Genomic DNA, 24,292 nt, shown 5'->3' with positions numbered 1-24,292 from the left:
AATTCGAAGATCGTCTCAGTTGTCTCGCGTCTCCAGCGTCTTGCTGAAGAAGATTGCGACCAGCGTGCAGACGACGCCCGACAGCAGATAGAGGCTGGTATAGACAAGGCCGAACTGGCTGGAGAGGGCAAGCGCCACGAATGGCGCGAAGCCGGCGCCGATCAGCCAGGACAGATCCGACACAAGGGCCGAGCCGCTGTAGCGGTAGTTCTGGCTGAAGCGCGAAGCACTAGCGCCGGCGGCCTGACCGAAGGAGAGGCCGAGCAGCGTGAAGCCGAGAATCACGTAGATGTGGCGGCCGGTCGCGCCGCCATCGAGCAGCCAGGGTGCCACGAAAGCGAAGCAGGCGATCAACACCGCGCCGATGGCGAGCTGATTGCGACGGCCGATCCGATCGGCGAGCATACCGGAACAGATGATGCCGAGAATGCCGCAGATCGCGCCGAGGAATTCCACCAGCAAGAACGAACCCGAACTCTGCTCGCTGTAGAGCGTAACCCAGCCCAGCGGGAAAACCGTGACCAGATGAAAGGTCGCAAAGCTTGCCAGCGGCACGAAGGCGCCGATCAGGACGTCGCGGCCATGCACGCGCAGCAGCTCCGTCATCTTCACGGGCTCGAGCTCATGGCGCTCCAAGAGCGTGCCGAATTCCTCTGTCGCCACCAGACGCAGGCGGGCGAACAGCGCAACGACGTTGACGGCGAAGGCGCAGAAGAAGGGATAGCGCCAGCCCCACTCGAGGAAATCTGCCGTCGTGAGGCTCGTGACGAAATAGGCAAACAGAGCGCTTGCCAGCATAAAGCCAATCGGGGCGCCGAGCTGCGGGATCATCGCATACCAGCCACGATGGTTCGTCGGGGCATTGAGCGCGAGGAGCGAAGCAAGACCATCCCAGGCACCGCCCAGCGCAAGCCCCTGCCCGATGCGGAAGATGGCAAGCAGGATGATCGCGTAGACGCCGACTTCGTTATAGCCGGGCAGGAAGCTCATGGATGCCGTGGATCCGCCGAGCAGAAACAGGGCGATCGTCAGCTTGACGCCACGGCCATAGGTGCGATCGATCGCCATGAAGATGAACGAACCGATCGGACGGGCGATGAAAGCAAGCGCGAAGACCAGGAAGGAAAGCATCGTGCCATGCAGCGGGTCGGCGAAGGGGAAGATCAGCTTCGGGAAGACCAGTACCGATGCAATGGCATAGACGAAGAAATCGAAGAATTCCGACGTGCGACCAATGATCACGCCGATGGCGATGTTGCCGGGGGCGACCGAGCCGCCCGCATGCATGCTGCGGGCATCGCTCTCCAGAGTTGAAGATGTGGGGTTCAGTGATTCATGCGTTACGCTGACCATGCGCGGGAGCCTCCCTCTCCGAGCACGAATTCCTCCACGAACTCGCGCGTAATGAAAATGTCGATCAAACGTGCGAACATATCAAGTATCCAGCATGAAATAATTCGCAAATTAGCAATCAGTCGAGCCATTATCTGCCTTTGGCGCCGCGTTCCGGACGAAGAACAACCGCCGGTGATAGCCATTTGTTCCGATCCGGGTATATTAGCGCCGGCAAAAGCGAATTGCTTAATAGAAAACCTTCTGGATTTCTGAGGGTTTTCCCGATACGTGGGACAGCATTCCATACCGCAATGCACTCTATCTTGCTGCGGTGCGACGAAACACCTCATATCGTTCATGACCGCCGTCCTTTAGTCGCGGTAGGGTCGAAACAAAAAGAGCTTTAAGACGTGCTAAGACTATCGAAGATTTTCAGCCGTTTGTCTGTCATCCCACTGTTTTTGCTGCTGTCGGGCTGCAATCTGGTGGTGATGGATCCTTCCGGCGATATCGCCATGCAGCAGCGAGACCTCATCATTATTTCGGTCGTGCTGATGCTGATCATCATCATTCCGGTGATCTTCCTGACGCTGTTCTTCGCCTGGAGATACCGCCAGTCGAACACGCAAGCGACCTACGAGCCGGATTGGCATCATTCGACGCGTCTGGAGCTGGTCATCTGGTCCGCTCCGCTTGCGATCATCATCGCGCTCGGCGCGGTGACCTGGATCAGCACCCATCAGCTCGACCCCTATCGGCCTCTCGACCGCATCGCCGCCGACAAGCCGCTCAGCGCCGACGTGAAGCCGCTGACGGTCGAAGTGGTGGCGCTCGACTGGAAATGGCTCTTCTTCTATCCGGAATACGGCATCGCCACCGTCAACGAGATGGCAGCTCCGGTCGACCGTCCGATCAATTTCAAGATCACGGCCTCGGCCGTCATGAACTCCTTCTTCATTCCGGCGCTGGCTGGCCAGATCTATGCGATGCCAGGCATGGAGACGAAGCTTCACGCCGTCATCAACCATCCCGGCGAATTCCAGGGCCTGTCGGCCAACTACAGCGGCGCCGGCTTCTCGAACATGCGCTTCAAGTTCCACGGTTTGGATCAGGCCGGTTTCGATCAATGGGTCCAGAGGGCCAAGAGCCAGGGCACGGCGCTCGGCCGCCCGGAATATCTGGCGCTTGCCAAGCCCAGCGAACGCGAGCCGGTGCGCTACTTCAATGCCGTCGACGACGGGCTCTACAATGCCATCCTCAACATGTGCGCCGATCCGAGCAAGATGTGCATGAGCGAGATGATGCATATCGACGCCAAGGGCGGCGGCGGCAAGGAAAGCCACGAAAACCGCGAGCGCCTGATCTATGACAACCGCGATGGCGCCTCGGCCGAGGTCACGCCGGTCAAGGCAGACGGCGGCGCCGGCCACACCATGCAGCATGGCGACAACTCCATGCCGGGCATGGATATGGGCAACGGCTCTTCTTCCGATTCGTCGACCGGTTCGGCGCAGCATCAGGGTCATTGATCCGGTGCGCTCAATAACAAGACATTCATAAGGGACAGAGGCAATCCATGTTTTCCAACCCGGACCTCTACAAATTCATCTTCGGTCGGCTGACGCTCGATTCGATCCCGTATCACGAGCCGATCCTCGTCGTGACCTTCCTCGGCGTCGCCATCGGTGGTATCGCGCTCCTCGGCCTGCTCACCTATTTCCGGCTCTGGGGCTATCTCTGGAAGGAATGGTTCACCAGCATCGATCACAAGAAGATCGGCATCATGTATGTCGTGCTGGCGCTGATCATGCTGCTGCGCGGTTTTTCCGACGCGCTGCTGATGCGCCTACAGCAGGCGATCGCCTTCAACGGATCCGAAGGCTACCTGCCGCCGCATCACTACGACCAGATCTTCACGGCGCATGGCGTCATCATGATCTTCTTCGTGGCGATGCCCTTCGTCACCGGCCTGATGAACCTCGTCGTGCCGCTGCAGATCGGCGCCCGCGACGTTTCCTTCCCGTTCCTGAACAATTTTTCGTTCTGGATGACGACGGCAGGCGCGATCGTGATCATGATCTCGCTCTTCATTGGCGAATTCGCCAAGACCGGCTGGCTGGCCTATCCGCCGCTTTCCGGCATCGCCTATAGTCCCGACGTCGGGGTCGACTATTACATCTGGGGCCTGCAGGTCGCGGGTATCGGAACGACGCTTTCGGGCATCAACCTGATCGCCACCATCGTCAAGATGCGCGCGCCGGGCATGACCTTCATGAAGATGCCCGTCTTCACTTGGACGTCGCTCTGCACCAACATCCTGATCGTTGCGTCCTTCCCGATTCTGACCGCCACGCTCGTTTTGCTGACCCTCGACCGCTATGCCGGCACGAACTTCTTCACGAACGACCTCGGCGGCAATCCGATGATGTATGTCAACCTCATCTGGATCTGGGGCCACCCGGAAGTCTACATCCTGATCCTGCCGGCCTTCGGCGTCTTCTCGGAAGTCGTCGCCACCTTCTGCGGCAAGCGCCTCTTCGGCTACGCCTCGATGGTTTACGCCACCTGCGTGATCATGATCCTCTCCTACCTCGTCTGGCTGCACCACTTCTTCACCATGGGCTCGGGCGCCAGCGTCAACTCCTTCTTCGGCATCACGACGATGATCATTTCGATCCCGACGGGTGCGAAGCTGTTCAACTGGCTGTTCACGATGTACCACGGCCGCATCCGCTACGAGCCGCCGATGCTATGGACCGTCGGTTTCATGGTGACCTTCACCATCGGCGGCATGACCGGCGTCATGCTCGCGGTTCCGCCGGCCGACTTCGTGCTGCACAACTCGCTGTTCCTGATCGCCCATTTCCATAACGTGATCATCGGCGGCGTTCTGTTCGGCATGTTCGCGGGCGTCAACTACTGGTTCCCGAAGGCCTTCGGCTTCAAGCTCGACCCCTTCTGGGGCAAGATGAGCTTCTGGTTCTGGCAGATTGGCTTCTGGTTCGCCTTCATGCCGCTCTATATCCTCGGCCTGATGGGCGTCACCCGCCGTGTCAGCCAGTTCGACGATCCATCGCTGCAGATCTGGTTCATCATTGCGGCCTTCGGCGCCGGCCTCATCGCCATCGGCATCGCCTGCTTCCTCATCCAGCTCGCCGTCAGCTTCATGAAGCGCGAAGAGCTTCGCGATCATACGGGCGACCCCTGGGGCGGCCGCACGCTGGAATGGTCCACCTCGTCGCCGCCACCGGCCTACAACTTCGCGTTCACGCCGATCGTCTACGATCACGACGCGTGGTGGGACATGAAGAACCGTGGCTACGTCAGGCCGACCGAAGGCTTCATTCCGATCCACATGCCGAAGAACACCGGCACCGGCATCATCCTCGGCGTTCTCTCCATCGGCTTTGCATTCGGGATGATCTGGTACATGTGGTGGCTCGCCGCCATCACCTTCGTCGCGATGATCGTCATTACGATCGGCCATACCTTCAACTACAAGCGCGACTACCACATTCCCGCCGACGAGGTCGTCAAGACCGAGAACGAGCGTACGAAGCAGCTCGCAGGACAGGTGTAAGACTATGACGACCCACTCTGCACAAGCTCCCATGGACGGCGAAACACCCGCCTTCTATCTGAAGGAGGAGCATCATCCGGAAGGCAGCACCATGCTGGGCTTCTGGATCTACATCATGAGCGACTGCCTGATCTTCGCAGTCCTCTTCGCCACCTTCGCCGTACTCGGCCACAACTATGCGGCCGGCCCCTCTCCGGCCGACCTCTTCGAGCTGCCGCTCGTCGCCCTCAATACGGCGATGCTGCTCTTCTCCTCCATCACCTATGGCTTCGCCATGCTGGCGATGGAGAAGGACAACAAGTCGGGCACCCTGATGTGGCTGACGATCACCGGCATCTTCGGCGCCCTCTTCATCTTCTTCGAACTCTATGAGTTCTATCACCTGATCCTCGACGGCGCCGGCCCGCAGCGCAGCGCCTTCCTGTCGGCCTTCTTCACGCTGGTCGGCACGCACGGTCTGCACGTCACCACCGGTATCGTCTGGCTGATCACGCTGATGGTGCAGGTCGGCCGCTACGGCCTGATCCCGGAAAACAAGCGCCGCCTGATGTGCCTTTCGATGTTCTGGCACTTCCTCGACGTCGTCTGGATCGGCGTGTTTTCCCTCGTCTACCTCATGGGAGTTCTCGGATGAGCTCGAACGCAAACCATTCGCATCATTCCGGCGACGCCCACGGCCACGATCACCATGGCAGCCATGAGGCGGCGCACGGCACCTTCAAGAGCTATATGACGGGGTTCATCCTCTCCGTCATCCTGACCGCGATCCCCTTCTGGCTGGTCATGGGCAAGGTCATCTCCGATCCGGCCATCACCGGAGCGATCGTCATGATCCTCGGTGCTATCCAGATCGTCGTGCACATGATCTACTTCCTGCACATGAACACCCGCTCGGAAGGCGGCTGGAACATGATGGCGCTGATCTTTACGATCGTGATCGTCATCATCGCGCTGTCCGGCTCGCTCTGGGTCATGCATCACCTCAATGCGAACATGATGCCCATGTCGCCCGAGATGATGCGCAACATGCCATAAGATCGAGCGGCGGGCCTTCAGGCGAAGGCCCGCCCTCTTCCCGGCGCGAAAATTCCGCCGGACGCCGCGCGGTGCGCTCCCAAGAGGCCAAGGCTATTGCATATGGTGCGGATCGGCACCGGAAACTCCTTCTCCCCAGCGGAGAGAAGGTGGCCCGCAGGGTCGGATGAGGGGGCTTTCCGGCTTGAATTCATGATTTTCGTACTCGCGGCAGGCATCCCCTCATCCGCCTGACGGCACCTTCTCCCCGCTGGGGAGAAGGGGTGTGCGGCAGCGCCCTGCTTCATATGCGATTCCCTCGTCTCCGGAGACCAGCGCCATGACCGACCTCACCTCGAACACATCTCAGGGCAAGCCGCGCTCGACAGTTACTCTCGTCATATGGGTAACGCTGCTTCTGCTTTTGACCGCCCTCCTCATCGGGCTCGGCACCTGGCAGGTGAAGCGGCTGCACTGGAAGCTGGATCTGATCGCCAGGGTCGATGCGCGCGTGCATGCGCCGGCGGTTCAGGCACCCGGCTCGGTGCAATCGGCCGATATCACGGCCGAAAACTCCGAATACAAGCATGTCCAGGCAAGCGGCACCTTCCTCAACGACAGGCAAGCGCAGGTCTATGCCTCGACGGCACTCGGCGCGGGCTATTGGGTGCTGACACCGCTGAAGCTTGCAGACGGCACGATCATCATCGTCAACCGCGGCTTCGTTCCCACAGAGAAGCGCAATCCGGCGACGCGCGCCGAAGGCGAGCTTTCCGGAGAGACGACGGTGACCGGCCTGCTGCGGATCAGCGAGCCTAAAGGCACGCTGCTCCGTTCGAACGTGCCGGCGGAGGAGCGCTGGTATTCACGCGACGTGGCAGCCATTGCGGAAGCCCGCGGGTTGCAGAACGTGGCGCCCTATTTCATCGATGCTGACGATGCGAAAAATCCAGGTGGATTGCCCGTGGGCGGGCTGACGCAAATTACCTTCCACAACAGCCATCTCGTCTATGCCATCACCTGGTATGGACTGGCTGCCATGACATTGAGCCTGGCCGTCTATCTCGTCTATTTCGAGCGGCAGCGGGCAAAAGCCACCCGCTGAGCACCGGAGCATTTCCGCTGCAGAAGAGTGAGCGCTCTGCCCTGCGTTTTCGCGCAGTTCCGGACACCATACTCCTCCATACACTTCCCGGCGCCGCTCTATATTGTCATCTTCGGGAAACGAAGCTGCCAGCGCCGACCGTCGCTCGTCATCTCGACAATCCCGAACGGCTCGACATCAACAGCCCAGAATGCTGCGGGCGGCGACTGCAAGGCTTGCAGAACGGCAGCACGAATGACGCTCGCATGGGTGATGACAACGATATGGCCGGTATCGTCGATGTGATTGCCCATCCATTCGCCGACACGCTTCATGACCGAGGACAGGGCTTCGCCGCCATGCGGGGCGACCGAGGTATCCGTCATCCAGAGCGTTAGGGAATCCGCGTCCCTTTCATGCAGTTCGGCAAGGGATTGCCCGCGCCAGTCGCCATAATCGCATTCGCGCAAGGCAACGTCCGGGATAGCATCGAGACCGAGGACGGCGGCGGTCTGGCGGGCGCGCAAAGCCGGGCTGGCCCAGACCCGGTCGATTGCCCCGAGCCCGAAGGACAAGGATTGAGCCTGCTGAGCCGCCTTCGCCTCCAAGGGTTCGTCATCCGGAAAGCAGCCGTTCCGATGGGCTCGCGTCGCCCCATGACAAATCCAGCTCAAACGCGTTTTCATGAAACTCCTCTATTTCCATCCCCTGGCGCGCTCTTGTCGCGATTTCACATCGCTGTGGCGCTTGATTGACAATCATATTTGCAGATAGCTATAAACTTGCACTTGCGGGTGTGGAAGCCGGTGGAATCCCGGCGCGGTCGCGCCACTGTAATCGATGACGGAAACTTCGCCCTCGAGAGCCAGACCCTTCCCGCAAGAACCCTTCCGCAAATGGAACGCGCTTTTCTTAACGAGGGAAATACAATGTCCGACACCACTTTTGCCCCATCCGCAGTTCCGCAGCCGATCCCGCTCGGCCAAATCCTGCCCTGGGCCATTTTCGCCGGCCTTCTGATGCTGCTCGCGATCTATTTCATCGGCGCAGAAGAAGGCGCGACCTCGCTCATCTCGGGCATGTATGTGCACGAGTTCGTGCATGACGCCCGTCACCTGCTCGGCTTCCCCTGCCACTAAGGGGTCAAGCACATGGTTGGACGTCTTTTGCTCCGCGGCATGATCGTCGGGGCCTTTGCCGGTATTTTCGTTTTTGCCTTCGCCCACATCTTCGGCGAACCGCTGGTCGACTGGGCCATCGGCTTTGAGGAAAAGGCCGCGCAGGCAGCCGGCGAAGCGCCGGAACCGGAAATCGTCAGCCGCGCCACGCAGGCTGGCATCGGCCTTTTCACGGGCAGCGTGATCTTTTCGACCGCAATAGGCGGATTGTTCGCGCTGGTCTTCTCGTTCGTCTACGGCCGCATCAGCCCCTTGGGTGCGCGCGGCACGGCGGCGTTGCTCGCGCTCGCCGCTTTCGTGACGATTTCTCTCGTGCCCGACATCAAATATCCGGCGAACCCGCCGGCCGTCGGCAATCCTGAGACGATCGGAGCGAGAACAGAACTGTTCTTCATCATGATCGTTGCCTCCATCGTCGGCATGATTGTCGCGGTGGGCTTCGCACGCAGGCTGGCGGTGCGTTATGGTTCCTGGAACGGTGCGATCATTGCCGGCATCGGCTACATCGTCTTCATCGCGCTGATCCAATATCTGCTTCCCTCAATCAATGAAGTGCCCGAGCAATTCTCGGCCGTCGTCCTCTGGCGCTTCCGCATCACTTCGCTCGGCATGCATGCCATTCTCTGGACGACGCTCGGCCTTGCCTTTGGAGCCTGGGCAGAACGCCAGCTCCCCCAGACAAGCTACCGCAATGCCGGCCTGCGCCGGGCCTAGCGTGATAAGTAGATCGCATCCCGCGCATGGCAACATGCGCGGGGCACGCCAACATCCAGGTGCCATCCTGCTTGCAATCTTTCTCATGCTGTCGGGCTGGCCGGTTTCGGTTGCGGCGCATGGCGGTTCCTCCGGCAGCCAGGCTGGCATCCCGATTCCCAGTCTTACCCATGGCGAGATGGCAGTGATCGCTCCCTATTACGGGCGGATCATCTCGATTGCCGAGAGCGTATCGGATACCGACGAAACCTTCCGCCGTCTCTTGAACTTCGCGCAGATCCAGCGCGCTTATTGCCTATGGGGCCTGATGCCGGGCAGCGTCAGCGACGAGGAAAGCCCGTTCAACGAATGCTCCCACGCCTACCTCGCCGCAGCGAAGGCGGTGCTGCTGCAGATGCGCGTCATGAAAGTGGAGAAGGCATCGGTCGACGATCTCGTCTCCGACATCGACACGGAACTTGTGCGCAACAGCCTCTCGCTCATCCTGTGCAAATTCAGCGGCGAGAGCTTCAATACGGCCGATCTCATCCGGCCAAGGCTTGCCGATATCGTGATTCATAGGAAAAGCCTTGCTGTGATCTTGTCGGCCGGCCTACTCGTTCTTGCGGGACTCTGGTTCGGAGCGCGCGCGTTTCGGCCGCAAGCTCAGCCTTAAGAACCGTTCTATCTTTTTGTTTTTTCGCGATTCCGGACGCAGAACCGCTGCGCATTTATCGGAACTGCCCTCAACAAGACACCGCCGCAAGATGCGGCGGTGCTTCTGATCTTACCAGTAGTGCGGACGATCGCGCCAGCGGCCGTCGCCCCAGCCATCGCGATGATGGCGATGGCCGTGCCAGCCCCATGGCGGCGGCGGTGGCGGCCTGTAGTAACCCCAGCGCCGGGGCGGCGGACCCCAGCGATTGGGGCGGCATTCGCCCCAGCGCGTCAGGTGCCAGCCACGGCCGCAGGCATAGTCAACTTTCACAATCGGCACTGAGGCCGTTGACCCAACGGCCGGGATAGGCATTGCCTCTGCCGAAGATACAACCAGGCTGCCGAACAAGGCAGCAATGGCAATCACGGACGATCTCATATTAATGGCCCTCTATCCAAGTCCCTTACATGGGGGATTTAACCCCCGAAGGTATGAACGCCGGCTGAACCGAAAATGGCCTTTTGGCGGCAAAATCAAGATCAGCCCGAGAACCTGCCGGCAGTCGAACGGGCCAGGCACTGCCGCATTTGCAGTTCGCCGCAGCCTGTTCCCGCGTCACGAGAGTTTCATGAACGAGGCTTACACCGGCAATATCCATTGCAATAAGGGAGTTCGGGATGGTCGACCTCGTTTCAAACAATGCGGAAGGCGGCAATGCCGACCATCCGATTCATGGCGCAGGCAGCTCGGCAAAATGGTTTCTGCCACTCTTCGGCATCGTCGTCCTGGCCGGCCTCGTCTACGTCGCCTACGCTCTCGGCAGCGATCTTGCAGAGGCCGCCGCAGTTCCGTGGATATTGCTCGGGCTGGCGCTGCTGATCGCGCTCGGCTTCGAATTCGTCAACGGCTTCCATGACACGGCCAACGCCGTTGCCACCGTCATCTACACGCGCTCGCTGCCAGCGGAGTTCGCCGTCATCTGGTCGGGCTTCTTCAACTTCCTCGGTGTTTTGACGTCTTCCGGCGCCGTCGCCTTCGGCATCCTGGCGCTGCTTCCGGTCGAGCTCATCCTGCAGGTCGGCTCCGGCTCCGGTCTCGCGATGGTCTTCGCCCTGTTGACCGCCGCCATCATCTGGAATCTCGGCACCTGGTATCTCGGCCTGCCGGCCTCGAGCTCACATACACTTGTCGGCTCGATCATCGGCGTCGGCCTCGCCAACCAGTTCCTGGCACCCGCCGGTTCCGCCACCAGCGGTGTCGACTGGTCGCAGGCAAGCAGCGTCGGCATGTCACTGTTGCTCTCGCCGATCATCGGCTTTGCCGCAGCTGCAATATTGCTGCTGGTCGCCAAGGTGCTGATCCGCAATAAGGAGCTTTATGAGGCGCCGAAGGGCAACACGCCGCCTCCGCTCTGGATCCGCGGCCTGCTGATCTTCACCTGCACCGGCGTCAGCTTCGCCCATGGCTCGAATGACGGCCAGAAGGGCATGGGTCTGATCATGCTCATCCTCATCGGCCTCGTACCGACTGCCTTCGCGCTGAATAAGACGCCCGACGTGAACTATCTCGAAGCCTATAAAGCCGCCTCGACGCAAGTCGAGACGGTACTCGGCAAATATGTGAAGCCGGGCGTTGCCGCACCGGCCGATCCGAAGGCCACCGTCAGCAGCGCCGTCAAGACCAAGACCTGGACGGACGCGACGACGCCGGCTCTCCAAGCATATATTCATGCCACGAGCGCCGAGATCGCGGCCTATCCAAGCGTCGAGAAGCTGCCGAACGGGCTCGTCGGCAACGTCCGTAACGATATCTATCTGATCGGTGAATCGCTGAAATTGATCGACAAGCAGAAGCTGCTACCGATGAGCGCCGAGGACCTGAAGGCCGTGACCAACTATCACGCCGCCGTCGATCACGCGACCAAGTTCATCCCGCTCTGGGTGAAGGTTGCCGTGGCGCTGGCGCTCGGCCTTGGCACCATGGTCGGCTGGAAACGCATCGTCGTCACCGTCGGCGAAAAGATCGGCAAGACGCACCTGACCTACGGCCAGGGTGCTGCCGCCGAAGTCGTCGCCATGCTGACCATCGGTGCTGCCGACCATCTCGGCCTGCCGGTGTCGACTACGCACGTCCTGTCCTCCGGCGTCGCCGGCACCATGGCGGCAAACGGTTCCGGCCTGCAGTGGTCGACGGTGCGCAACATGCTGATGGCCTGGATCCTGACGCTGCCAGCTTCGATCACACTGGCCTTCGTGCTGTTCATCGTGCTGCGCCAGGTCTTCTGACCGATGGCGGAGACTATTCCCAAAGACGATGGCGCCCTGACGAGGGCGCCATTTTGTTTGCAGCATTGCGCGGACGAATTCTCACAATGCGCACAAGCGGCGCCAGTCAAGCGCGTGCGAAACGCCTGTTCCGAAATTGCTCAGTCGACGGTTTCCCTCTTGTTGCCGTTCGCACCGAGGCCGGAAATCTTGGCAAGCTCCGAACGACGATTGGCATAATTCTGCGCCACCATCGGGTAGTTGGGGGCAAGCCCCCACTTCTGCCTGTACTCCTCGGGCGTCATGCCATAATGCACGCGCAAATGACGCTTCAGCGTCTTGAAGCGTTTGCCGTCTTCGAGGCAGACGATGTAATCGTTCGTCACCGATTTCTTCAAATCCACAGCCGGGACCAGATTGGCGCGATCGACGATGGCAGCCGACCCGTCCAATGTTTGCAACACCTCATGGATGTCCTTGATCAGTCTCGGAAGGCTGTGGATGGGGACGGCATTGTGACTGACATAGGCCGAAACGATCTTCACGCAGCCATCGAACAAGGAAGGCTTCGGCGGAGCGGGGGTTTTTGTCTCGAAAGAATCCATGATCTTTTCCCGGATCTCATTGGTTCCTCGTGCGCCGCCCCGCTCGAATTGCATCATGTGCCATACCCGCGGACGGACATCGCACCGTTTCGATTTGCGCCCTGTTTCGGGGCGCTGTCCCGGTTCGATAACCGGGGCTCAATGCGTCCGCATCAAATGCGTACGCAATTTCAGCCGGTGGCTTTCGCCTCCTATCTCGTATCCGCAGCAGACTGCGGCAGTTCGTCGGCAGGGTCCGCGAAGTAGACCGCCAGCTTGTTACAAAGGGTGACGAGCGGCATGCCAAGCATGAACGCCGTGTGAGTGGGATCTCCGCCGCAATGCTGCAGAGTCTGGAGAATGAGCTTGCGCTCGACATCCTCCATCGTCTGGCCGACCAGTGTTTTGACGGCGGCATCCACGGGCTCGTGCAATGATTGGCCATCGTCAAGATGGAGAGCAATCTCCTCGAGCAATCGATTTTCACTTGCGGTCACGATGATGACATCATCGGCACGACCGCTAAGTTCACACAAGACATGGAGACCCGTCTCGGCATCGATGGTCACGCGGCCCACCGCCTCGGCGGCCTGATCGCAAATGAGGACATGCGGGCCCGCTCCGCCGACGAAAGTGGCGGACAGCTCACCGCCGCTTCCGGAGAAGACGATGCGAAGCCGGCTGACCAGGGCGCGCAGCAATGTCTTCGTCCTGAGCTCGCTCGCCGCGCGCGCTGCCGATATGTGATAGGCCGATGTGAAAGCCAGTCGCTGCATCATGGCATCACCTGCAGAGCGAGAACGACAGGCTCCGGTGCGCAACTGTTCATGCCACCCCCCGCAAGACAGCTTTGCGCTTATGACGTCGAAGCCGCGCCAGGGAAACCGGCCTCGAAAGCAGGAAACCCTGGACATGCGTTGCACCCGCCTCCTGCGCGACATTGAGTTGAGAGCCGGTTTCAATCCCCTCGACGACGACAAAAGGAGCGAAACAGGATGCAAAACCGACGATGTGGGAGAGACTATCGCTTCCGTCGCGCCCGGGCCTGTTATCCCAGACAAAGGCTGCATCGATCTTGACGATATCTGCCGGCACCTGCAGCAACGATGCCGGCGTGGCAAACCCAGACCCGAAATCATCGATCGCGATGCGACAACCGAGAGCACGGATCATCTTCATGCGTTCGATGGATGCGCCGACGACGGGATAGCTCTCGGTGACCTCAATGATGAGCCGCGAGGCAAGCTCCGGGCGGTGGCTGATCCGGCCGAACACATCGGCAAACCGATCCGAACGCGAGAGGCTGGTGGCGGAGAGATTGAAACCGAGAACCAGCGTCTCATCCGCAGCCAGGTCGGACAGCACCATATCCAGAATACGCAGATCTAGGTCGAACCAGCGATCCTGGCGTTCAAGGAGCGAAACGAAGGTGCCGGCCGTATGCACGGTTCCGTCCGAGTCCGTTACGCGCGCCAGGCTTTCGGCATAGAACGTCTTGCCGGTATGTGCAGCATCGTGAATCCACTGTGCGGCAAACCCCAGCCCTCCCGCGGCGATCGCCTTCAAGATCCGGGCTCCATGCCCCTCTTCCTCGCGGCTTGCATTACCGTTCATCGGATCTGCCTTTCGGGGGCGAAGCGGCAAAGCATCGGGAAGCCGGAAGCAGCAGCCGAGCGCGGCGCATATCGCGCCCAAACATGGGACTTCAGATAGCTATAATCTGCCTCTTCCATCTTCCAGACACCCTCGACCTCAATCATTGAGGCTTCCCTTCATCGAGCTGGAAATATTGCGCCGAAGACCGTAGTCAACCGGCGAGGATATGCGTACGAGATAGTTATTTAATAATTGCTAATAGACTAATTATCGATCACTGCAAAAGTCAATCTCCGCGCAGCACTCTTCCTTTCAACTAAATTAAAATATGAATGCTCTTCAACAATTATTCACCATTTGGGGCGGGACCACCAGATTTGGGGCGGGACCACCAGCCACTTCGCAGCGCAGACTGCAAAGCCAAACCTAAAGGTGGCAAATCCTTGTGCCACAATCTTTCCCATTCCAGGCTCATGATGCCGTCATAGCCATCGGCTTCGAGCGCCGAACGCAGCGCCGCCATCGGGAACTCGCCGGTGCCGGGCTGTACATAACTATAGGGTAGCTTGGGCCCCGGCCGGGAAACGCTGTCCTTGACATGGAGATGGTGCGTATTGCGACGAACCTGTTTCCAGGTTTCGACGGGATCCTGCCCGCCCTTGCGCCAAGTGTGATGTGTATCCCATATGAGCGCGCAATCTGGGGCTATTTCAAGGAAGCGCGGGATGGCGTCCGGCAATGCAAGGAAGTCATGGGTTTCGATGACCATATCGGCACGAAAGCCTTCGCGCACCGCGACCTCACGCCACCATTGCAACGTGGCGAGCGCCTCGGTCAGTTCGCCCTCATCGGCAGTTTCCCCGCCGTCGAAGACCCTGAGCGAACGAACGCCGGCGGCCTCCGCCCAAGGAAGGTAGCGCAGGAACTCTTCCTTTGCGTGGGCTGTCGCATCGACCAGCCGCAGCGAAGTATTGAAGGCGCAGACGCCTACGGCAGAGCCTTCGAGCACTTTGGCCAGGCTTGCGGGAGAGCCGTATCTCTCCGTGAAATAGGCGACGAGATCGATGGTGCTCCCAAGGGCTCGGATTTCTATCGCATCGATGCCGTGGTTTCCCGCCAGTTCGAGGGCGTCGACCAGCTCCAATTCCGCACACCCCAGAGTAGAAAATGCCGATATTATTCGCGGCCTCTCGCTATCAAGTGCTATCACCAGAACCTCCTCCGCCCTGTTTGCCAGCTACCGCGCTCAACGTGCCAATGAGCACGTCCAGCCTTCACAGCTTACCGCGCGACATAAGTAACCGGATGGATAATTAAGAAGCTGACTTCCGCCGTCAAGCGCAGATTGCAGCTCTATCTTGCGAGGCGGTCTCATCGACCTACCATGGAGCAAGGGCGGATATTCGATGTAAGCTGCACGGATATCCCTACCAGACGATCGGGTGAGTTTCGCCGGTCGCGACATTGACGAAACCTTCCGGCGCCCTTTCGGAGGGAGCGACCAGCACCCAGCGCCAGGGCGCGCAGGTGAGCGTTGCAAAGGAAAGCCGTTCGGGAAAGCCCGGCCACCAGCGCGGCGAAAAGGTCGGCTCATACATCCAGTCGATCCCGGCGCCGGCCTTATAGAGCGCCTGCATCTCCGCATCCAGCTCCTCGGCCGAGCGTGCGGTCATCAGGCCGCCGACTTCGTAGCGGACACGGGCGAGAATCCTGCCGCCCGAGACCAGCACCCAGCCGCCCTGCTGCTCGTTAAGGGCATTGGCGACCAGCGCCATGGCTTCATCGGAGGAGCCGACCACCCAGATATTGTGCTTATCGTGACCGAGCGTGGCGCCGAGCGCGGTATCCGGCGTGCGCGGCCCCGTGCCCAGCCAGAACATGCGCGCGACCTTGGCCTCGCCGGAAAAACGATCGACGATGGCGAATTTCGTGACGTTGCGTTCATGATCGCGCTCAACGGCGCCCTCGCGGACCGGCAGATCCATGGTGATGAAATCATCGGCCCAGTGGAACGGCCGCAGCAGCGCAGCCTTGGCCGTCGCCGCATCCGACGGGGCGGCAATGCGAAAATCCTCTGCCGTGACGGTCCGATCAATGCGGACCGTCCGCGTTGCCCAATCCGGCCAGTCGATCTCGGGGCGAACACCGACGAAGGCTTTGCCTTCGGATGCCGGCCTGCCATCCGCCCAGACCTTGGCGATCGACAGTGTCTTCACATCGTCCAGCAACACGATATCGGCAAAGCGGCCGGGCGCTATCGAGCCGACCCAAGGAGTCAGGCGCATGTGGCGAGCGGGATTGATCGTCACGCATTGAATGGCGATTTCCGGCGCCAGCCCGTTCTCGATTGCCAGGCGGACATTATAATCCGTCGCACCCATCTTCAGCGTATCGCTGGCGCTGCGATCGTCGGTGACGAAGGCGATCTGCGACCAGTCGGACAGGCTTTTCTCGATCAGGCCCTTGATGACCTCGGGTAGGGAATGCGGCCGGAGCTCGATGAACAGGCCATGCGTCAGCTTTTCCCAGATCTCGTCGAGGAACCAGCCTTCGTGATCGGAAGCGAGGCCGGCGCCGGCAAAGGCATTGATCGACGGCAGATCACGCAGGCCGGCGCCATGACCTTCGACCACTCCGCGCTGCTCGAAGGTGGCCCTGATCATGCCCCAGAGACGATCGTAAGCCGGATTCTCCGGATTGCTGACCGAAGGCCAGTCCATGACCTCGTCGAGACCCGCGACCATCAGGCTTTCACTCAGAAACGACTTCTGCTCGTCATAGCCGAAATGACCGCCGCCCCATTCGTAAGCGGTCGGCGGAACGGCCGATCCCGGCAGGGGGAATATCTTCATCGGCGAGCCGCGGCGGCGGGCCTCGAGCCAGAATTCCAGATTGCGGGCGCCATTGACGTTGGAGAATTCGTGGCTCGCTTCACAAGTCCAGGTGACGCCATGCGGCATGACCAAGGCCGCTTCCCATTCCGGCGTCAGATGCGAGCTCTCGATATGCTTGTGCGCCTCGCCGAAACCGGGAACCGCTGCGAGATGCGGCTCGTGCATGCGCACGCTCACCTCGCCCTGATAACTGCCGGCCGGACCGACATAGGCGATCCGCCGGCCCTTGATGACGATTTCCTGATCCTCCAGCCAGCTGCGGCTATGCACATCCAAAAGCCTGCCGACGCGCAGCAGGCGATCTGCCGGCCGGCGGCCGAGCGCGGTCAACGTCAGATCCTGACGGATCAACACGTCGTCCGCCGCATTGATCAGCAGATCGTCGGGAAGCTTTGTTTTCGGGGATGTCATGAGACGCATGCCTGCCAGTGAAATCGGTCAGCCGAGGGTAAAGACGACGCACGAGCCTGTAAAGCCGATCGAATCGAGTCAGGGGAGCCTAATGATCTCAGGCACTTCAATAAGCCAGCATTGTGCACGACGACAAAGGATATTCATCTTATGAAAGGCAAAAACCACTACCCTGCCCATTTGTTGGGCTTGTAAAGCCAGTGCTCGAAAAATAGTATCCTAGAAGCTTGAAACATATGCCCGATTTCACTCACCAAAAGGATTTCGAGAATGAAAGGCCTCTCCCTTGCCCGCGTCGCGGGATTTGCTTTCCTTGCCGCGGCAACAGCCATGCCGGCCTTCGCCCAGGCAAAAACGCTGACCGTTTCCTGGTGGGGTTATAATGGCGAGAAGATGCAGGCCAACATCATCGAGCCTTTCAAGAAGATCTGCGACTGCGATGTGGTTTTCGAAACCGGCAACAATGCCGATCGCTTGAACAAGCTGAAGCTGCGCGGCGGCAAGGGCGTCGACGTCATCTATCTCACGGACAGCTATTCGCAGCTCGGCATCCAGCAGGGTCTCTTCCAGGAAGTCGACCGCAGCAAGATCCCGAACCTTGCCGATCTCTACGATATCGCCAAGGCGCCGCAAGGCAATTACGGCCCCGCCTACACGATCGGCCGCATTGGCATCGTCTACGATACGGCGAAGGTGAACCCGCCGATCACCTCCTGGAACGATCTGTGGCGCGACGACCTGAAGGGTGCAGTTTCGCTTCCCGGCATCACCACGACGGGTGGGCCGCTGACGGTGCTCCAAGCCGGCAAGCATGCAGGCGCCGATCCCTATGCCGATGCCGGCAAGGCGTTTGAGGCCATCGAGGCGCTGAAGCCGAATGTCGTCAAGAATTACAATACCGGCTCCGAGCTGGTGAACCTGATCTCGACAGGCGAGGCCAAGGTGGCGATAACGCAGGACTTCGTTCTGTCATCCCTGCGCGCGGCCGTCCCGACGATGGCCTGGGCTAACCTGAAAGAGGGCGATATCGCCGTCCTCAACACGGTCAATATTCCGAAGGGCTCGGAAAATGTCGAGCTTGCGCACCAGTTCATCAACTTCGTCCTGTCGAAGGATGTTCAGCAGGCGGAAGCCGAACAGGGCGTCGATGCCCCGGTCTCGACCAAGGTGGCGCTGCCACCGGAAAAGGCCAAGCTCTGGACCTACGGCGCCGAGATGATCGCCAAGCTCAGCCGGATCGACTATCAGAAGCTGATCGAAGCGCAATCGGACTGGGTCGATCGCTGGAACGAAATCTTCAGCATGTAACAGGGCATGCCGCACACTCCCGCGGCGTTCTCACGGAATTTAGTTGATGAAGCATTTGATGAAATGGGGTTTGGCGACGCCGGCGATCCTCGCCGTAACGCTCTTCCTGCTCGTTCCCGTTGTCATTACAATCGCGGCGACCTTCGGCGAACCCAAGGGGGTGTTTTCCCCCTATGTCGCTTTCTTCTCCAGCGGTTTTCGCCGAACTGTACTCTTCAGGACAATTGAGGTTGCTCTCGTTACGACGGCAATCTCGCTGCTTATCGGCTTCATCGCCGCCTATGTGATCGCGCAGATGCCGGGCCGCGCCAAGAGCGTGATGATCATCGCCGCCGTCTTTCCGCTGTTGACCGGCGTTGTCGTGCGCTCCTTTGCCTGGCTGATCATTCTTGGCAAGAACGGCATTCTCAACACTATTCTCCTGTCGATTGGTATCATCAGCGAGCCGCTCTCGATGCTCTATACCGAAGGCTCGGTCATCGTCGCGATGGTCTATCTCTTCGTGCCTTTGATGATCCTGACGCTCGTCGGCGTGCTCGAGGGCATACCGCAGGATCTTATTCAGGCGGCCACTTCGCTCGGCGCGACGCCGGCCGCGACCTTTCGCCAGGTCATCCTGCCGCTCGCAACACCCGGCCTCATCGTCGGCGCGGTGCTGGTTTTCACCGGCAGCTTCACCTCCTATGCCACGCCGCAGCTGCTCGGCGGCGAAAAGCAGATGATGATGGGCACGTTTCTCTATCAGCGCGCCATGGTCACCTTCGACTGGGTCGGCGCCTCGACGATCGCGGCCATCATGGTGGTGGTCACGATCGGTATTGTCGCAATCATGAGTCGTCTCGCACGACGGCTGAACCCGATGGCGGTATGACCATGGCAAGAACGGTCCATCCCGCGCTCATCGCTTTCACGGCCCTTGTCTTCCTGTTCCTACTGGCGCCGCTCGTCATCATCATCGGCGCCGCCTTCAGCGACACGACCTATCTCACCTTCCCGCCGCAGGGCCTGACGCTACACTGGTTCTCAAACATCTTTCAGGTCCAAGCCTTCCGCACGACGGCAATCACCAGCCTGGAGCTCGCTTTCCTCGGAACGGCACTTTCGCTGCTGATCGGCATTCCAGCGGCCTACGCCATCAGCCGCTACAGGGTCGAGCTGCCGCGCTGGCTTTCGACGCTCTTCGTGCTGCCGATCCTCGTTCCGGAAATCGTCTTCGGCTTCTCGCTGATGAAATCGATCACCATCGGGCTCGGGCTGCCGATCTTCCCGAGCCTCCTGATCGGCCATGCACTGCTGGTGCTGCCCTATTCGGTGCGCGTCGTCAGCGCCAGCCTCGCAAGTTTCGATTTCTCGATCGAGGAAGCCGCGATCAGCCTCGGCTGCCCGCCCCTGAAGACGTTTCTGACCGTGGTGCTGCCGAATATCCGAGCCGGTGTCATTGCCGCCTTCATTCTTGCTTTCATCACCTCGATCAACGATGTCTCGGTCTCTGTCTTCCTGACAGGCCCAGGCATCTCCACCCTTCCGATCCAGATTCTTGCCCATATGGAGCAGTTCTTCGACCCGACCATCGCCTCGGTTTCCGTGCTCTTGATGCTCGTGACCGTCGCCGTGATGGCGATCGTCGAAGTCACCCTGGGCCTCACCTTCCTGACAAAGTAGCCGCTCGTGACCGTATCGCTCTCCATCAACTCCATCAGTGCTCATTACGGCAAGACCGCCGTCCTGCAGGATCTTTCGCTTTCCGTCGCGGCCGGCGAGCTCGTCTCGCTGCTCGGCTCGAGCGGCTGCGGCAAGACGACGACGCTGCGGCTCGTTGCCGGCTTCCTGCAGCCGACGAGCGGCACGATCAAGCTCGGCGATCGCGATCTAACGACGCTGCCGGCGCACGCCAGAGATATCGGCCTGGTATTCCAGAACTATGCGCTCTTTCCGCATCTGACGGTGCTCGAGAATGTCGCCTTCGGCCTCAAGCAGCGCCGCATGCCGACGCAAGAGCGCAGGCAAAAGGCCACCGCCATGCTGGAGCGTGTCGGTCTTTCCGGCCTCGGCGACCGCTTGCCTCTAGCACTTTCCGGCGGCCAGAAGCAGCGTGTCGCGCTGGCGCGCGCCCTCGTCATCGAGCCGCCGCTCCTGATGTTCGACGAGCCGCTTTCCAATCTCGATGCGAAGCTCCGGATCGACATGCGCGTCGGGATCCGCCAGCTGCAGCGCGCCAACGGCACGACCTCGCTCTACGTGACGCACGATCAGGAGGAAGCCTTCTCGATCTCCGATCGCGTCGCCATCATGAATGCCGGCCGCATCATGCAGCTCGACACGCCCGAGACCCTCTACCGCAAGCCCGCCAACAGCTTCGTCGCCCGTTTTGTCGGCTTCGAAAACCTGCTGCCGTTGAAGGTCGTCGAGCGCCAAGACGCCTCCATCACAGCCGAGGTCACAGGCGGCGCAAGGATCATTCTATCGCAGGATGATTTCGGGCCGATTCCGGACAGTTTTGTTCTCGGCTGCCGCGCGGATGGGCTTTCGGTTCGGCGCGAAGGCAACGGCTTGCCTGCGGTTCTGGGAACACGCACTTATCTCGGCCGCGCCTATCAATATCAATGTGAGACGGCGGCCGGCACTATCGTCGCCAATGGCGCCTTGTCGGAGCCGATGGCTGCTGGAAGCAGCGCGGTGCTCGCGCCGGTGCCGGAGCAATGCTGTATTCTGGAGCCCGAAGGATAAGAGGCACCCGCTGGTCTAGCATCGCGATTGAAGCTGAGGCTTCGCGCGCTGGATATCTGATCTTTGTGATTGGAAAGTTTGGTTGCGGGGGCAGGATTTGAACCTGCGGCCTTCAGGTTATGAGCCTGACGAGCTACCGGGCTGCTCCACCCCGCGTCACCAGCGTAAACCGCAGAGCGGTTTATCGCGCGTGAGCAAACTCGCAGAGTTTGTCTCACCACAGCAAGTTGGTTTACCAACTTGCGTCATCCGAGCAAATCCGCAGGATTTGTCTCGTGTTAGGCGGGTACCTTTTCGGGGTTAACCCACCTTGAACATCTGTTTTCAGAAGCGACAAAGGCCGCGTTAGCGGCCTATTGTAACACGGCTTGGCCGTATTTCAGAGTGTGACGAGAAGATTTTGTGACGCATAAACCGCTGAAGCGGTTTAGCGTGGAGGCATAAATTGCTTGGCAATTTAGCCCGGAGGCATAAATCGATTTCATCGATTTAGCCTGAGTTGCGTTTGGCAGACCTGGCAGCGACCTACTCTCCCGCGTCTTAAGACGAAGTACCATGGGCGCAGGGGCGTTTCACGGCCGTGTTCGGAAAGGGAACGGGTGCAGCCACCCCGCCATAACCACCAGGTCGGCAAAGCGCAACTTGTTAGTCCATGCGGAACGCATGGACTAACAAGTTGCTCTTTCTGGGCTGATATGCCTTTCCTTCTCGCTCGTCGCTCGAAGGGGACATCAGCCGCCCATACGGAGGCCTGTTGTTCATGCTTATGCATGGACATTTTGAGAAGCTGGATTTTTTTATTTGAACACGTCTTGGATGCTACGCAGAGGCGACTATTGCCTACTGCCTACATCCTATTGCCTCATCAAACTTGTTTGATGAGCACTGGCAATGGGAACGATCAAGCCAATCGAGCTATTAGTACCGGTAAGCTTCATGCGTTGCCGCACTTCCACACCCGGCCTATCAACGTGGTCGTCTTCCACGGCTCTGATAGGGAACACTCGTTTCCAGGTTGGTTTCCCGCTTAGATGCCTTCAGCGGTTATCCATTCCATATATAGCTACCCTGCTATGCCCTTGGCAGGACAACAGGTCCACCAGAGATATGTCCATCCCGGTCCTCTCGTACTAGGGACAGATCCTGTCAATATTCCTACACCCACGGCAGATAGGGACCGAACTGTCTCACGACGTTCTGAACCCAGCTCACGTACCGCTTTAATTGGCGAACAGCCAAACCCTTGGGACCTGCTCCAGCCCCAGGATGCGATGAGCCGACATCGAGGTGCCAAACAACCCCGTCGATATGGACTCTTGGGGGTCATCAGCCTGTTATCCCCGGCGTACCTTTTATCCGTTGAGCGATGGCCCTTCCACACGGGACCACCGGATCACTATGACCGACTTTCGTCTCTGCTCGACTTGTCAGTCTCGCAGTCAGGCGGGCTTATGCCATTGCACTCGACGACCGATTTCCGACCGGTCTGAGCCCACCATCGCGCGCCTCCGTTACTCTTTCGGAGGCGACCGCCCCAGTCAAACTACCCACCATACACTGTCCCGGATCCGGATAACGGACCGCGGTTAGACATCCATGACGATAAGGGTGGTATTTCAAGGATGGCTCCACAAGAACTGGCGTCCCTGCTTCAAAGCCTACCACCTATCCTACACATGCCGACACGAATGCCAGTGTAAAGCTATAGTAAAGGTGCACGGGGTCTTTCCGTCTGACCGCAGGAACCCCGCATCTTCACGGGGAATTCAATTTCACTGAGTCTATGTTGGAGACAGCGGGGAAGTCGTTACGCCATTCGTGCAGGTCGGAACTTACCCGACAAGGAATTTCGCTACCTTAGGACCGTTATAGTTACGGCCGCCGTTTACTGGGGCTTCGATTCAGAGCTTGCACCCCTCCTCTTAACCTTCCAGCACCGGGCAGGCGTCAGACCCTATACGTCGTCTTGCGACTTCGCAGAGCCCTGTGTTTTTGGTAAACAGTCGCTACCCCCTGGTCTGTGCCACCCTCACATGCTTGCGCATATAAGGGTCACGCTTCTTCCGAAGTTACGCGTGCAATTTGCCGAGTTCCTTCAACATAGTTCTCTCAAGCGCCTTGGTATACTCTACCTGACCACCTGTGTCGGTTTCGGGTACGGTCTATACGGTGGAGCTATTTCCTGGAACCGCGTCCCCGCCCACACAATCCAATAAGTGTGAACAAGTTAAGCAATCCGTCACTACCACCAGGCCCACGAATATTAACGTGGTTCCCATCGACTACGCGTGTCCGCCTCGTCTTAGGGGCCGGCTAACCCTGCTCAGATTAACTTTAAGCAGGAACCCTTGGTCTTTCGGCGAGAGGGTCTCTCACCCTCTTTATCGTTACTCATGTCAACATTCGCACTTCCGATACCTCCAGGGCCCCTCACGGGTACCCCTTCATCAGCTTACGGAACGCTCCGCTACCACTCCTCAAAGAGGAATCCTCAGCTTCGGTGCATGGCTTCAGCCCCGTTACATTTTCGGCGCAAAGACCCTTGACTAGACCAGTGAGCTGTTACGCTTTCTTTAAATGATGGCTGCTTCTAAGCCAACATCCTGGTTGTTTTGGGATCCTCACATCCTTTCCCACTTAGCCATGACTTGGGGACCTTAGCTGGAGGTTAGGGTTGTTGCCCTTTTCACGACGGACGTTAGCACCCGCCGTGTGTCTGCCTGATAGTACTCCCCGGTATTCGGAGTTTGGTTAGGATCAGTAAGACGGTGAGTCCCCATAGCCCATCCAGTGCTCTACCCCCGGGGGTATTCGTCAGACGCTCTACCTAAATAGATTTCGCGGAGAACCAGCTATTTCCGAGTTTGATTGGCCTTTCACCCCTAGCCACAAGTCATCCCAATCTATTGCAACAGATGCGGGTTCGGTCCTCCAGTTGGTGTTACCCAACCTTCAACCTGCTCATG

At 59.4% G+C, this 24,292-nt stretch carries 22 protein-coding genes, 1 tRNA gene and 2 rRNA genes (1 of these 25 only partly in view); 13 read left to right on the top strand and 12 right to left on the bottom strand.

All coding sequences use genetic code 11. The annotated features are described in order from the left end of the window. Positions 1-15 precede the first annotated feature (15 nt). The gene (locus RTCIAT899_RS00955) at positions 16-1,353 is read right to left on the bottom strand and encodes an MFS transporter (RefSeq protein ID WP_015338341.1); all 1,338 of its coding nucleotides are present in this window, start codon (positions 1,351-1,353) and stop codon (positions 16-18) included. A gap of 392 nt (positions 1,354-1,745) precedes the next feature. Here RTCIAT899_RS00955 and cyoA point away from each other — a divergent pair, with 392 nt between their 5' ends. From cyoA to RTCIAT899_RS00925, 5 genes are all read left to right on the top strand, one after another. Then, the gene (gene cyoA, locus RTCIAT899_RS00950; RefSeq protein ID WP_015338340.1) at positions 1,746-2,864 is read left to right on the top strand and encodes a ubiquinol oxidase subunit II; all 1,119 of its coding nucleotides are present in this window, start codon (positions 1,746-1,748) and stop codon (positions 2,862-2,864) included. A 47-nt stretch (positions 2,865-2,911) separates the two neighbouring features. Beyond that, positions 2,912-4,915: a cytochrome o ubiquinol oxidase subunit I gene (gene cyoB, locus RTCIAT899_RS00945; protein WP_015338339.1), complete on the top strand. Its 2,004-nt coding sequence runs from the start codon at positions 2,912-2,914 to the stop codon at positions 4,913-4,915. Positions 4,916-4,919: 4 nt separating this feature from the next. Then, a complete protein-coding gene (gene cyoC, locus RTCIAT899_RS00940) occupies positions 4,920-5,549 on the top strand; it encodes a cytochrome o ubiquinol oxidase subunit III (protein WP_051043176.1) in 630 nt (209 codons plus the stop codon). Next, a complete protein-coding gene (gene cyoD, locus RTCIAT899_RS00935; RefSeq protein WP_015338337.1) occupies positions 5,546-5,950 on the top strand; it encodes a cytochrome o ubiquinol oxidase subunit IV in 405 nt (134 codons plus the stop codon). Before cyoC ends, cyoD begins: the two co-directional genes overlap by 4 nt. 319 nt (positions 5,951-6,269) lie before the next feature. Next, positions 6,270-7,034 (top strand): SURF1 family protein, encoded by a 765-nt coding sequence (locus tag RTCIAT899_RS00925; protein WP_015338336.1) that lies wholly within the window; start codon positions 6,270-6,272, stop codon positions 7,032-7,034. A gap of 98 nt (positions 7,035-7,132) precedes the next feature. On the opposite strand, the gene RTCIAT899_RS00920 is transcribed toward RTCIAT899_RS00925, so the two are convergent. Then, complete coding sequence (locus tag RTCIAT899_RS00920; protein WP_015338335.1) at positions 7,133-7,699, bottom strand: histidine phosphatase family protein; 567 nt, start codon at positions 7,697-7,699, stop codon at positions 7,133-7,135. Between the two features lie 243 nt (positions 7,700-7,942). Between RTCIAT899_RS00920 and RTCIAT899_RS00915 the strand changes: the two genes are divergently transcribed. The 3 genes from RTCIAT899_RS00915 to RTCIAT899_RS00905 are packed head-to-tail and all read left to right on the top strand — an operon-like array spanning position 7,943 to position 9,560. Further along, on the top strand, positions 7,943-8,152 hold the full coding sequence (locus RTCIAT899_RS00915) for a CbtB domain-containing protein (RefSeq protein ID WP_015338334.1): 210 nt from the start codon (positions 7,943-7,945) through the stop codon (positions 8,150-8,152). A 12-nt stretch (positions 8,153-8,164) separates the two neighbouring features. Continuing rightward, positions 8,165-8,905, top strand: a complete 741-nt coding sequence (locus RTCIAT899_RS00910; protein WP_015338333.1) for a CbtA family protein — start codon at positions 8,165-8,167, stop codon at positions 8,903-8,905. Positions 8,906-8,939: 34 nt separating this feature from the next. Next, on the top strand, positions 8,940-9,560 hold the full coding sequence (locus RTCIAT899_RS00905; RefSeq protein ID WP_015338332.1) for a hypothetical protein: 621 nt from the start codon (positions 8,940-8,942) through the stop codon (positions 9,558-9,560). 111 nt (positions 9,561-9,671) lie between these two features. On the opposite strand, the gene RTCIAT899_RS00900 is transcribed toward RTCIAT899_RS00905, so the two are convergent. Continuing rightward, positions 9,672-9,980, bottom strand: a complete 309-nt coding sequence (locus tag RTCIAT899_RS00900) for a GCG_CRPN prefix-to-repeats domain-containing protein (protein WP_015338331.1) — start codon at positions 9,978-9,980, stop codon at positions 9,672-9,674. A 239-nt stretch (positions 9,981-10,219) separates the two neighbouring features. Here RTCIAT899_RS00900 and RTCIAT899_RS00895 point away from each other — a divergent pair, with 239 nt between their 5' ends. Further along, on the top strand, positions 10,220-11,827 hold the full coding sequence (locus tag RTCIAT899_RS00895; protein ID WP_015338330.1) for an inorganic phosphate transporter: 1,608 nt from the start codon (positions 10,220-10,222) through the stop codon (positions 11,825-11,827). Between the two features lie 140 nt (positions 11,828-11,967). On the opposite strand, the gene RTCIAT899_RS00890 is transcribed toward RTCIAT899_RS00895, so the two are convergent. The 6 genes from RTCIAT899_RS00890 to RTCIAT899_RS00870 form a co-directional block, all read right to left on the bottom strand. Next, positions 11,968-12,411, bottom strand: coding sequence for a Ros/MucR family transcriptional regulator (locus RTCIAT899_RS00890; RefSeq protein WP_051043247.1), 444 nt, complete (start codon positions 12,409-12,411; stop codon positions 11,968-11,970). A 191-nt stretch (positions 12,412-12,602) separates the two neighbouring features. Continuing rightward, positions 12,603-13,169, bottom strand: coding sequence for a helix-turn-helix domain-containing protein (locus tag RTCIAT899_RS00885; RefSeq protein ID WP_015338328.1), 567 nt, complete (start codon positions 13,167-13,169; stop codon positions 12,603-12,605). A 46-nt stretch (positions 13,170-13,215) separates the two neighbouring features. Then, entirely contained in the window at positions 13,216-14,004 is a 789-nt protein-coding gene (locus tag RTCIAT899_RS00880) for an EAL domain-containing protein (protein ID WP_015338327.1), read from the bottom strand. Next, the gene (locus tag RTCIAT899_RS33455) at positions 14,001-14,150 is read right to left on the bottom strand and encodes a hypothetical protein (protein ID WP_154660790.1); all 150 of its coding nucleotides are present in this window, start codon (positions 14,148-14,150) and stop codon (positions 14,001-14,003) included. Before RTCIAT899_RS33455 ends, RTCIAT899_RS00880 begins: the two co-directional genes overlap by 4 nt. Before the next feature lie 182 nt (positions 14,151-14,332). Further along, the gene (locus RTCIAT899_RS00875; RefSeq protein ID WP_244441430.1) at positions 14,333-15,130 is read right to left on the bottom strand and encodes a sugar phosphate isomerase/epimerase family protein; all 798 of its coding nucleotides are present in this window, start codon (positions 15,128-15,130) and stop codon (positions 14,333-14,335) included. Between the two features lie 283 nt (positions 15,131-15,413). Then, the gene (locus RTCIAT899_RS00870; protein WP_015338325.1) at positions 15,414-17,291 is read right to left on the bottom strand and encodes an adenine deaminase; all 1,878 of its coding nucleotides are present in this window, start codon (positions 17,289-17,291) and stop codon (positions 15,414-15,416) included. A gap of 270 nt (positions 17,292-17,561) precedes the next feature. Between RTCIAT899_RS00870 and RTCIAT899_RS00865 the strand changes: the two genes are divergently transcribed. The 4 genes from RTCIAT899_RS00865 to RTCIAT899_RS00850 are packed head-to-tail and all read left to right on the top strand — an operon-like array spanning position 17,562 to position 21,326. Continuing rightward, complete coding sequence (locus RTCIAT899_RS00865) at positions 17,562-18,599, top strand: ABC transporter substrate-binding protein (RefSeq protein ID WP_015338324.1); 1,038 nt, start codon at positions 17,562-17,564, stop codon at positions 18,597-18,599. Between the two features lie 46 nt (positions 18,600-18,645). After that, positions 18,646-19,470, top strand: a complete 825-nt coding sequence (locus RTCIAT899_RS00860; RefSeq protein WP_015338323.1) for an ABC transporter permease — start codon at positions 18,646-18,648, stop codon at positions 19,468-19,470. 2 nt (positions 19,471-19,472) lie between these two features. Continuing rightward, positions 19,473-20,261: an ABC transporter permease gene (locus RTCIAT899_RS00855; protein ID WP_015338322.1), complete on the top strand. Its 789-nt coding sequence runs from the start codon at positions 19,473-19,475 to the stop codon at positions 20,259-20,261. Between the two features lie 6 nt (positions 20,262-20,267). Then, entirely contained in the window at positions 20,268-21,326 is a 1,059-nt protein-coding gene (locus RTCIAT899_RS00850) for an ABC transporter ATP-binding protein (RefSeq protein ID WP_015338321.1), read from the top strand. Between the two features lie 79 nt (positions 21,327-21,405). On the opposite strand, the gene RTCIAT899_RS00845 is transcribed toward RTCIAT899_RS00850, so the two are convergent. The 3 genes from RTCIAT899_RS00845 to RTCIAT899_RS00835 form a co-directional block, all read right to left on the bottom strand. Continuing rightward, positions 21,406-21,482, bottom strand: a tRNA-Met gene (locus RTCIAT899_RS00845). A 356-nt stretch (positions 21,483-21,838) separates the two neighbouring features. Next, positions 21,839-21,953: ribosomal RNA gene (gene rrf / locus RTCIAT899_RS00840) — 5S ribosomal RNA — on the bottom strand. A gap of 270 nt (positions 21,954-22,223) precedes the next feature. Beyond that, positions 22,224-24,292 (bottom strand): 23S ribosomal RNA (locus RTCIAT899_RS00835); it runs 825 nt beyond the window's last position.

The sequence above is a fragment of the Rhizobium tropici CIAT 899 genome (genome assembly GCF_000330885.1).
GTDB lineage: Bacteria > Pseudomonadota > Alphaproteobacteria > Rhizobiales > Rhizobiaceae > Rhizobium > Rhizobium tropici.
Note: the sequence above shows the minus strand (reverse complement) of the source record. Positions and strands in the feature narration are given on the sequence as shown.

Excerpts from the sequence above, each read along its gene's own strand:
- RTCIAT899_RS00955 (WP_015338341.1), bottom strand. The coding sequence starts at position 1,353 with ATGGTCAGCGTAACGCATGAATCACTGAACCCCACATCTTCAACTCTG.
- cyoB (WP_015338339.1), top strand. The coding sequence starts at position 2,912 with ATGTTTTCCAACCCGGACCTCTACAAATTCATCTTCGGTCGGCTGACG.
- cyoC (WP_051043176.1), top strand. The coding sequence starts at position 4,920 with ATGACGACCCACTCTGCACAAGCTCCCATGGACGGCGAAACACCCGCC.
- cyoD (WP_015338337.1), top strand. The coding sequence starts at position 5,546 with ATGAGCTCGAACGCAAACCATTCGCATCATTCCGGCGACGCCCACGGC.
- RTCIAT899_RS00925 (WP_015338336.1), top strand. The coding sequence starts at position 6,270 with ATGACCGACCTCACCTCGAACACATCTCAGGGCAAGCCGCGCTCGACA.
- RTCIAT899_RS00920 (WP_015338335.1), bottom strand. The coding sequence starts at position 7,699 with ATGAAAACGCGTTTGAGCTGGATTTGTCATGGGGCGACGCGAGCCCAT.
- RTCIAT899_RS00915 (WP_015338334.1), top strand. The coding sequence starts at position 7,943 with ATGTCCGACACCACTTTTGCCCCATCCGCAGTTCCGCAGCCGATCCCG.
- RTCIAT899_RS00910 (WP_015338333.1), top strand. The coding sequence starts at position 8,165 with ATGGTTGGACGTCTTTTGCTCCGCGGCATGATCGTCGGGGCCTTTGCC.
- RTCIAT899_RS00905 (WP_015338332.1), top strand. The coding sequence starts at position 8,940 with ATGCGCGGGGCACGCCAACATCCAGGTGCCATCCTGCTTGCAATCTTT.
- RTCIAT899_RS00900 (WP_015338331.1), bottom strand. The coding sequence starts at position 9,980 with ATGAGATCGTCCGTGATTGCCATTGCTGCCTTGTTCGGCAGCCTGGTT.
- RTCIAT899_RS00895 (WP_015338330.1), top strand. The coding sequence starts at position 10,220 with ATGGTCGACCTCGTTTCAAACAATGCGGAAGGCGGCAATGCCGACCAT.
- RTCIAT899_RS00890 (WP_051043247.1), bottom strand. The coding sequence starts at position 12,411 with ATGGATTCTTTCGAGACAAAAACCCCCGCTCCGCCGAAGCCTTCCTTG.
- RTCIAT899_RS00885 (WP_015338328.1), bottom strand. The coding sequence starts at position 13,169 with ATGATGCAGCGACTGGCTTTCACATCGGCCTATCACATATCGGCAGCG.
- RTCIAT899_RS00880 (WP_015338327.1), bottom strand. The coding sequence starts at position 14,004 with ATGAACGGTAATGCAAGCCGCGAGGAAGAGGGGCATGGAGCCCGGATC.
- RTCIAT899_RS33455 (WP_154660790.1), bottom strand. The coding sequence starts at position 14,150 with ATGATTGAGGTCGAGGGTGTCTGGAAGATGGAAGAGGCAGATTATAGC.
- RTCIAT899_RS00870 (WP_015338325.1), bottom strand. The coding sequence starts at position 17,291 with ATGACATCCCCGAAAACAAAGCTTCCCGACGATCTGCTGATCAATGCG.
- RTCIAT899_RS00865 (WP_015338324.1), top strand. The coding sequence starts at position 17,562 with ATGAAAGGCCTCTCCCTTGCCCGCGTCGCGGGATTTGCTTTCCTTGCC.
- RTCIAT899_RS00860 (WP_015338323.1), top strand. The coding sequence starts at position 18,646 with ATGAAGCATTTGATGAAATGGGGTTTGGCGACGCCGGCGATCCTCGCC.
- RTCIAT899_RS00855 (WP_015338322.1), top strand. The coding sequence starts at position 19,473 with ATGGCAAGAACGGTCCATCCCGCGCTCATCGCTTTCACGGCCCTTGTC.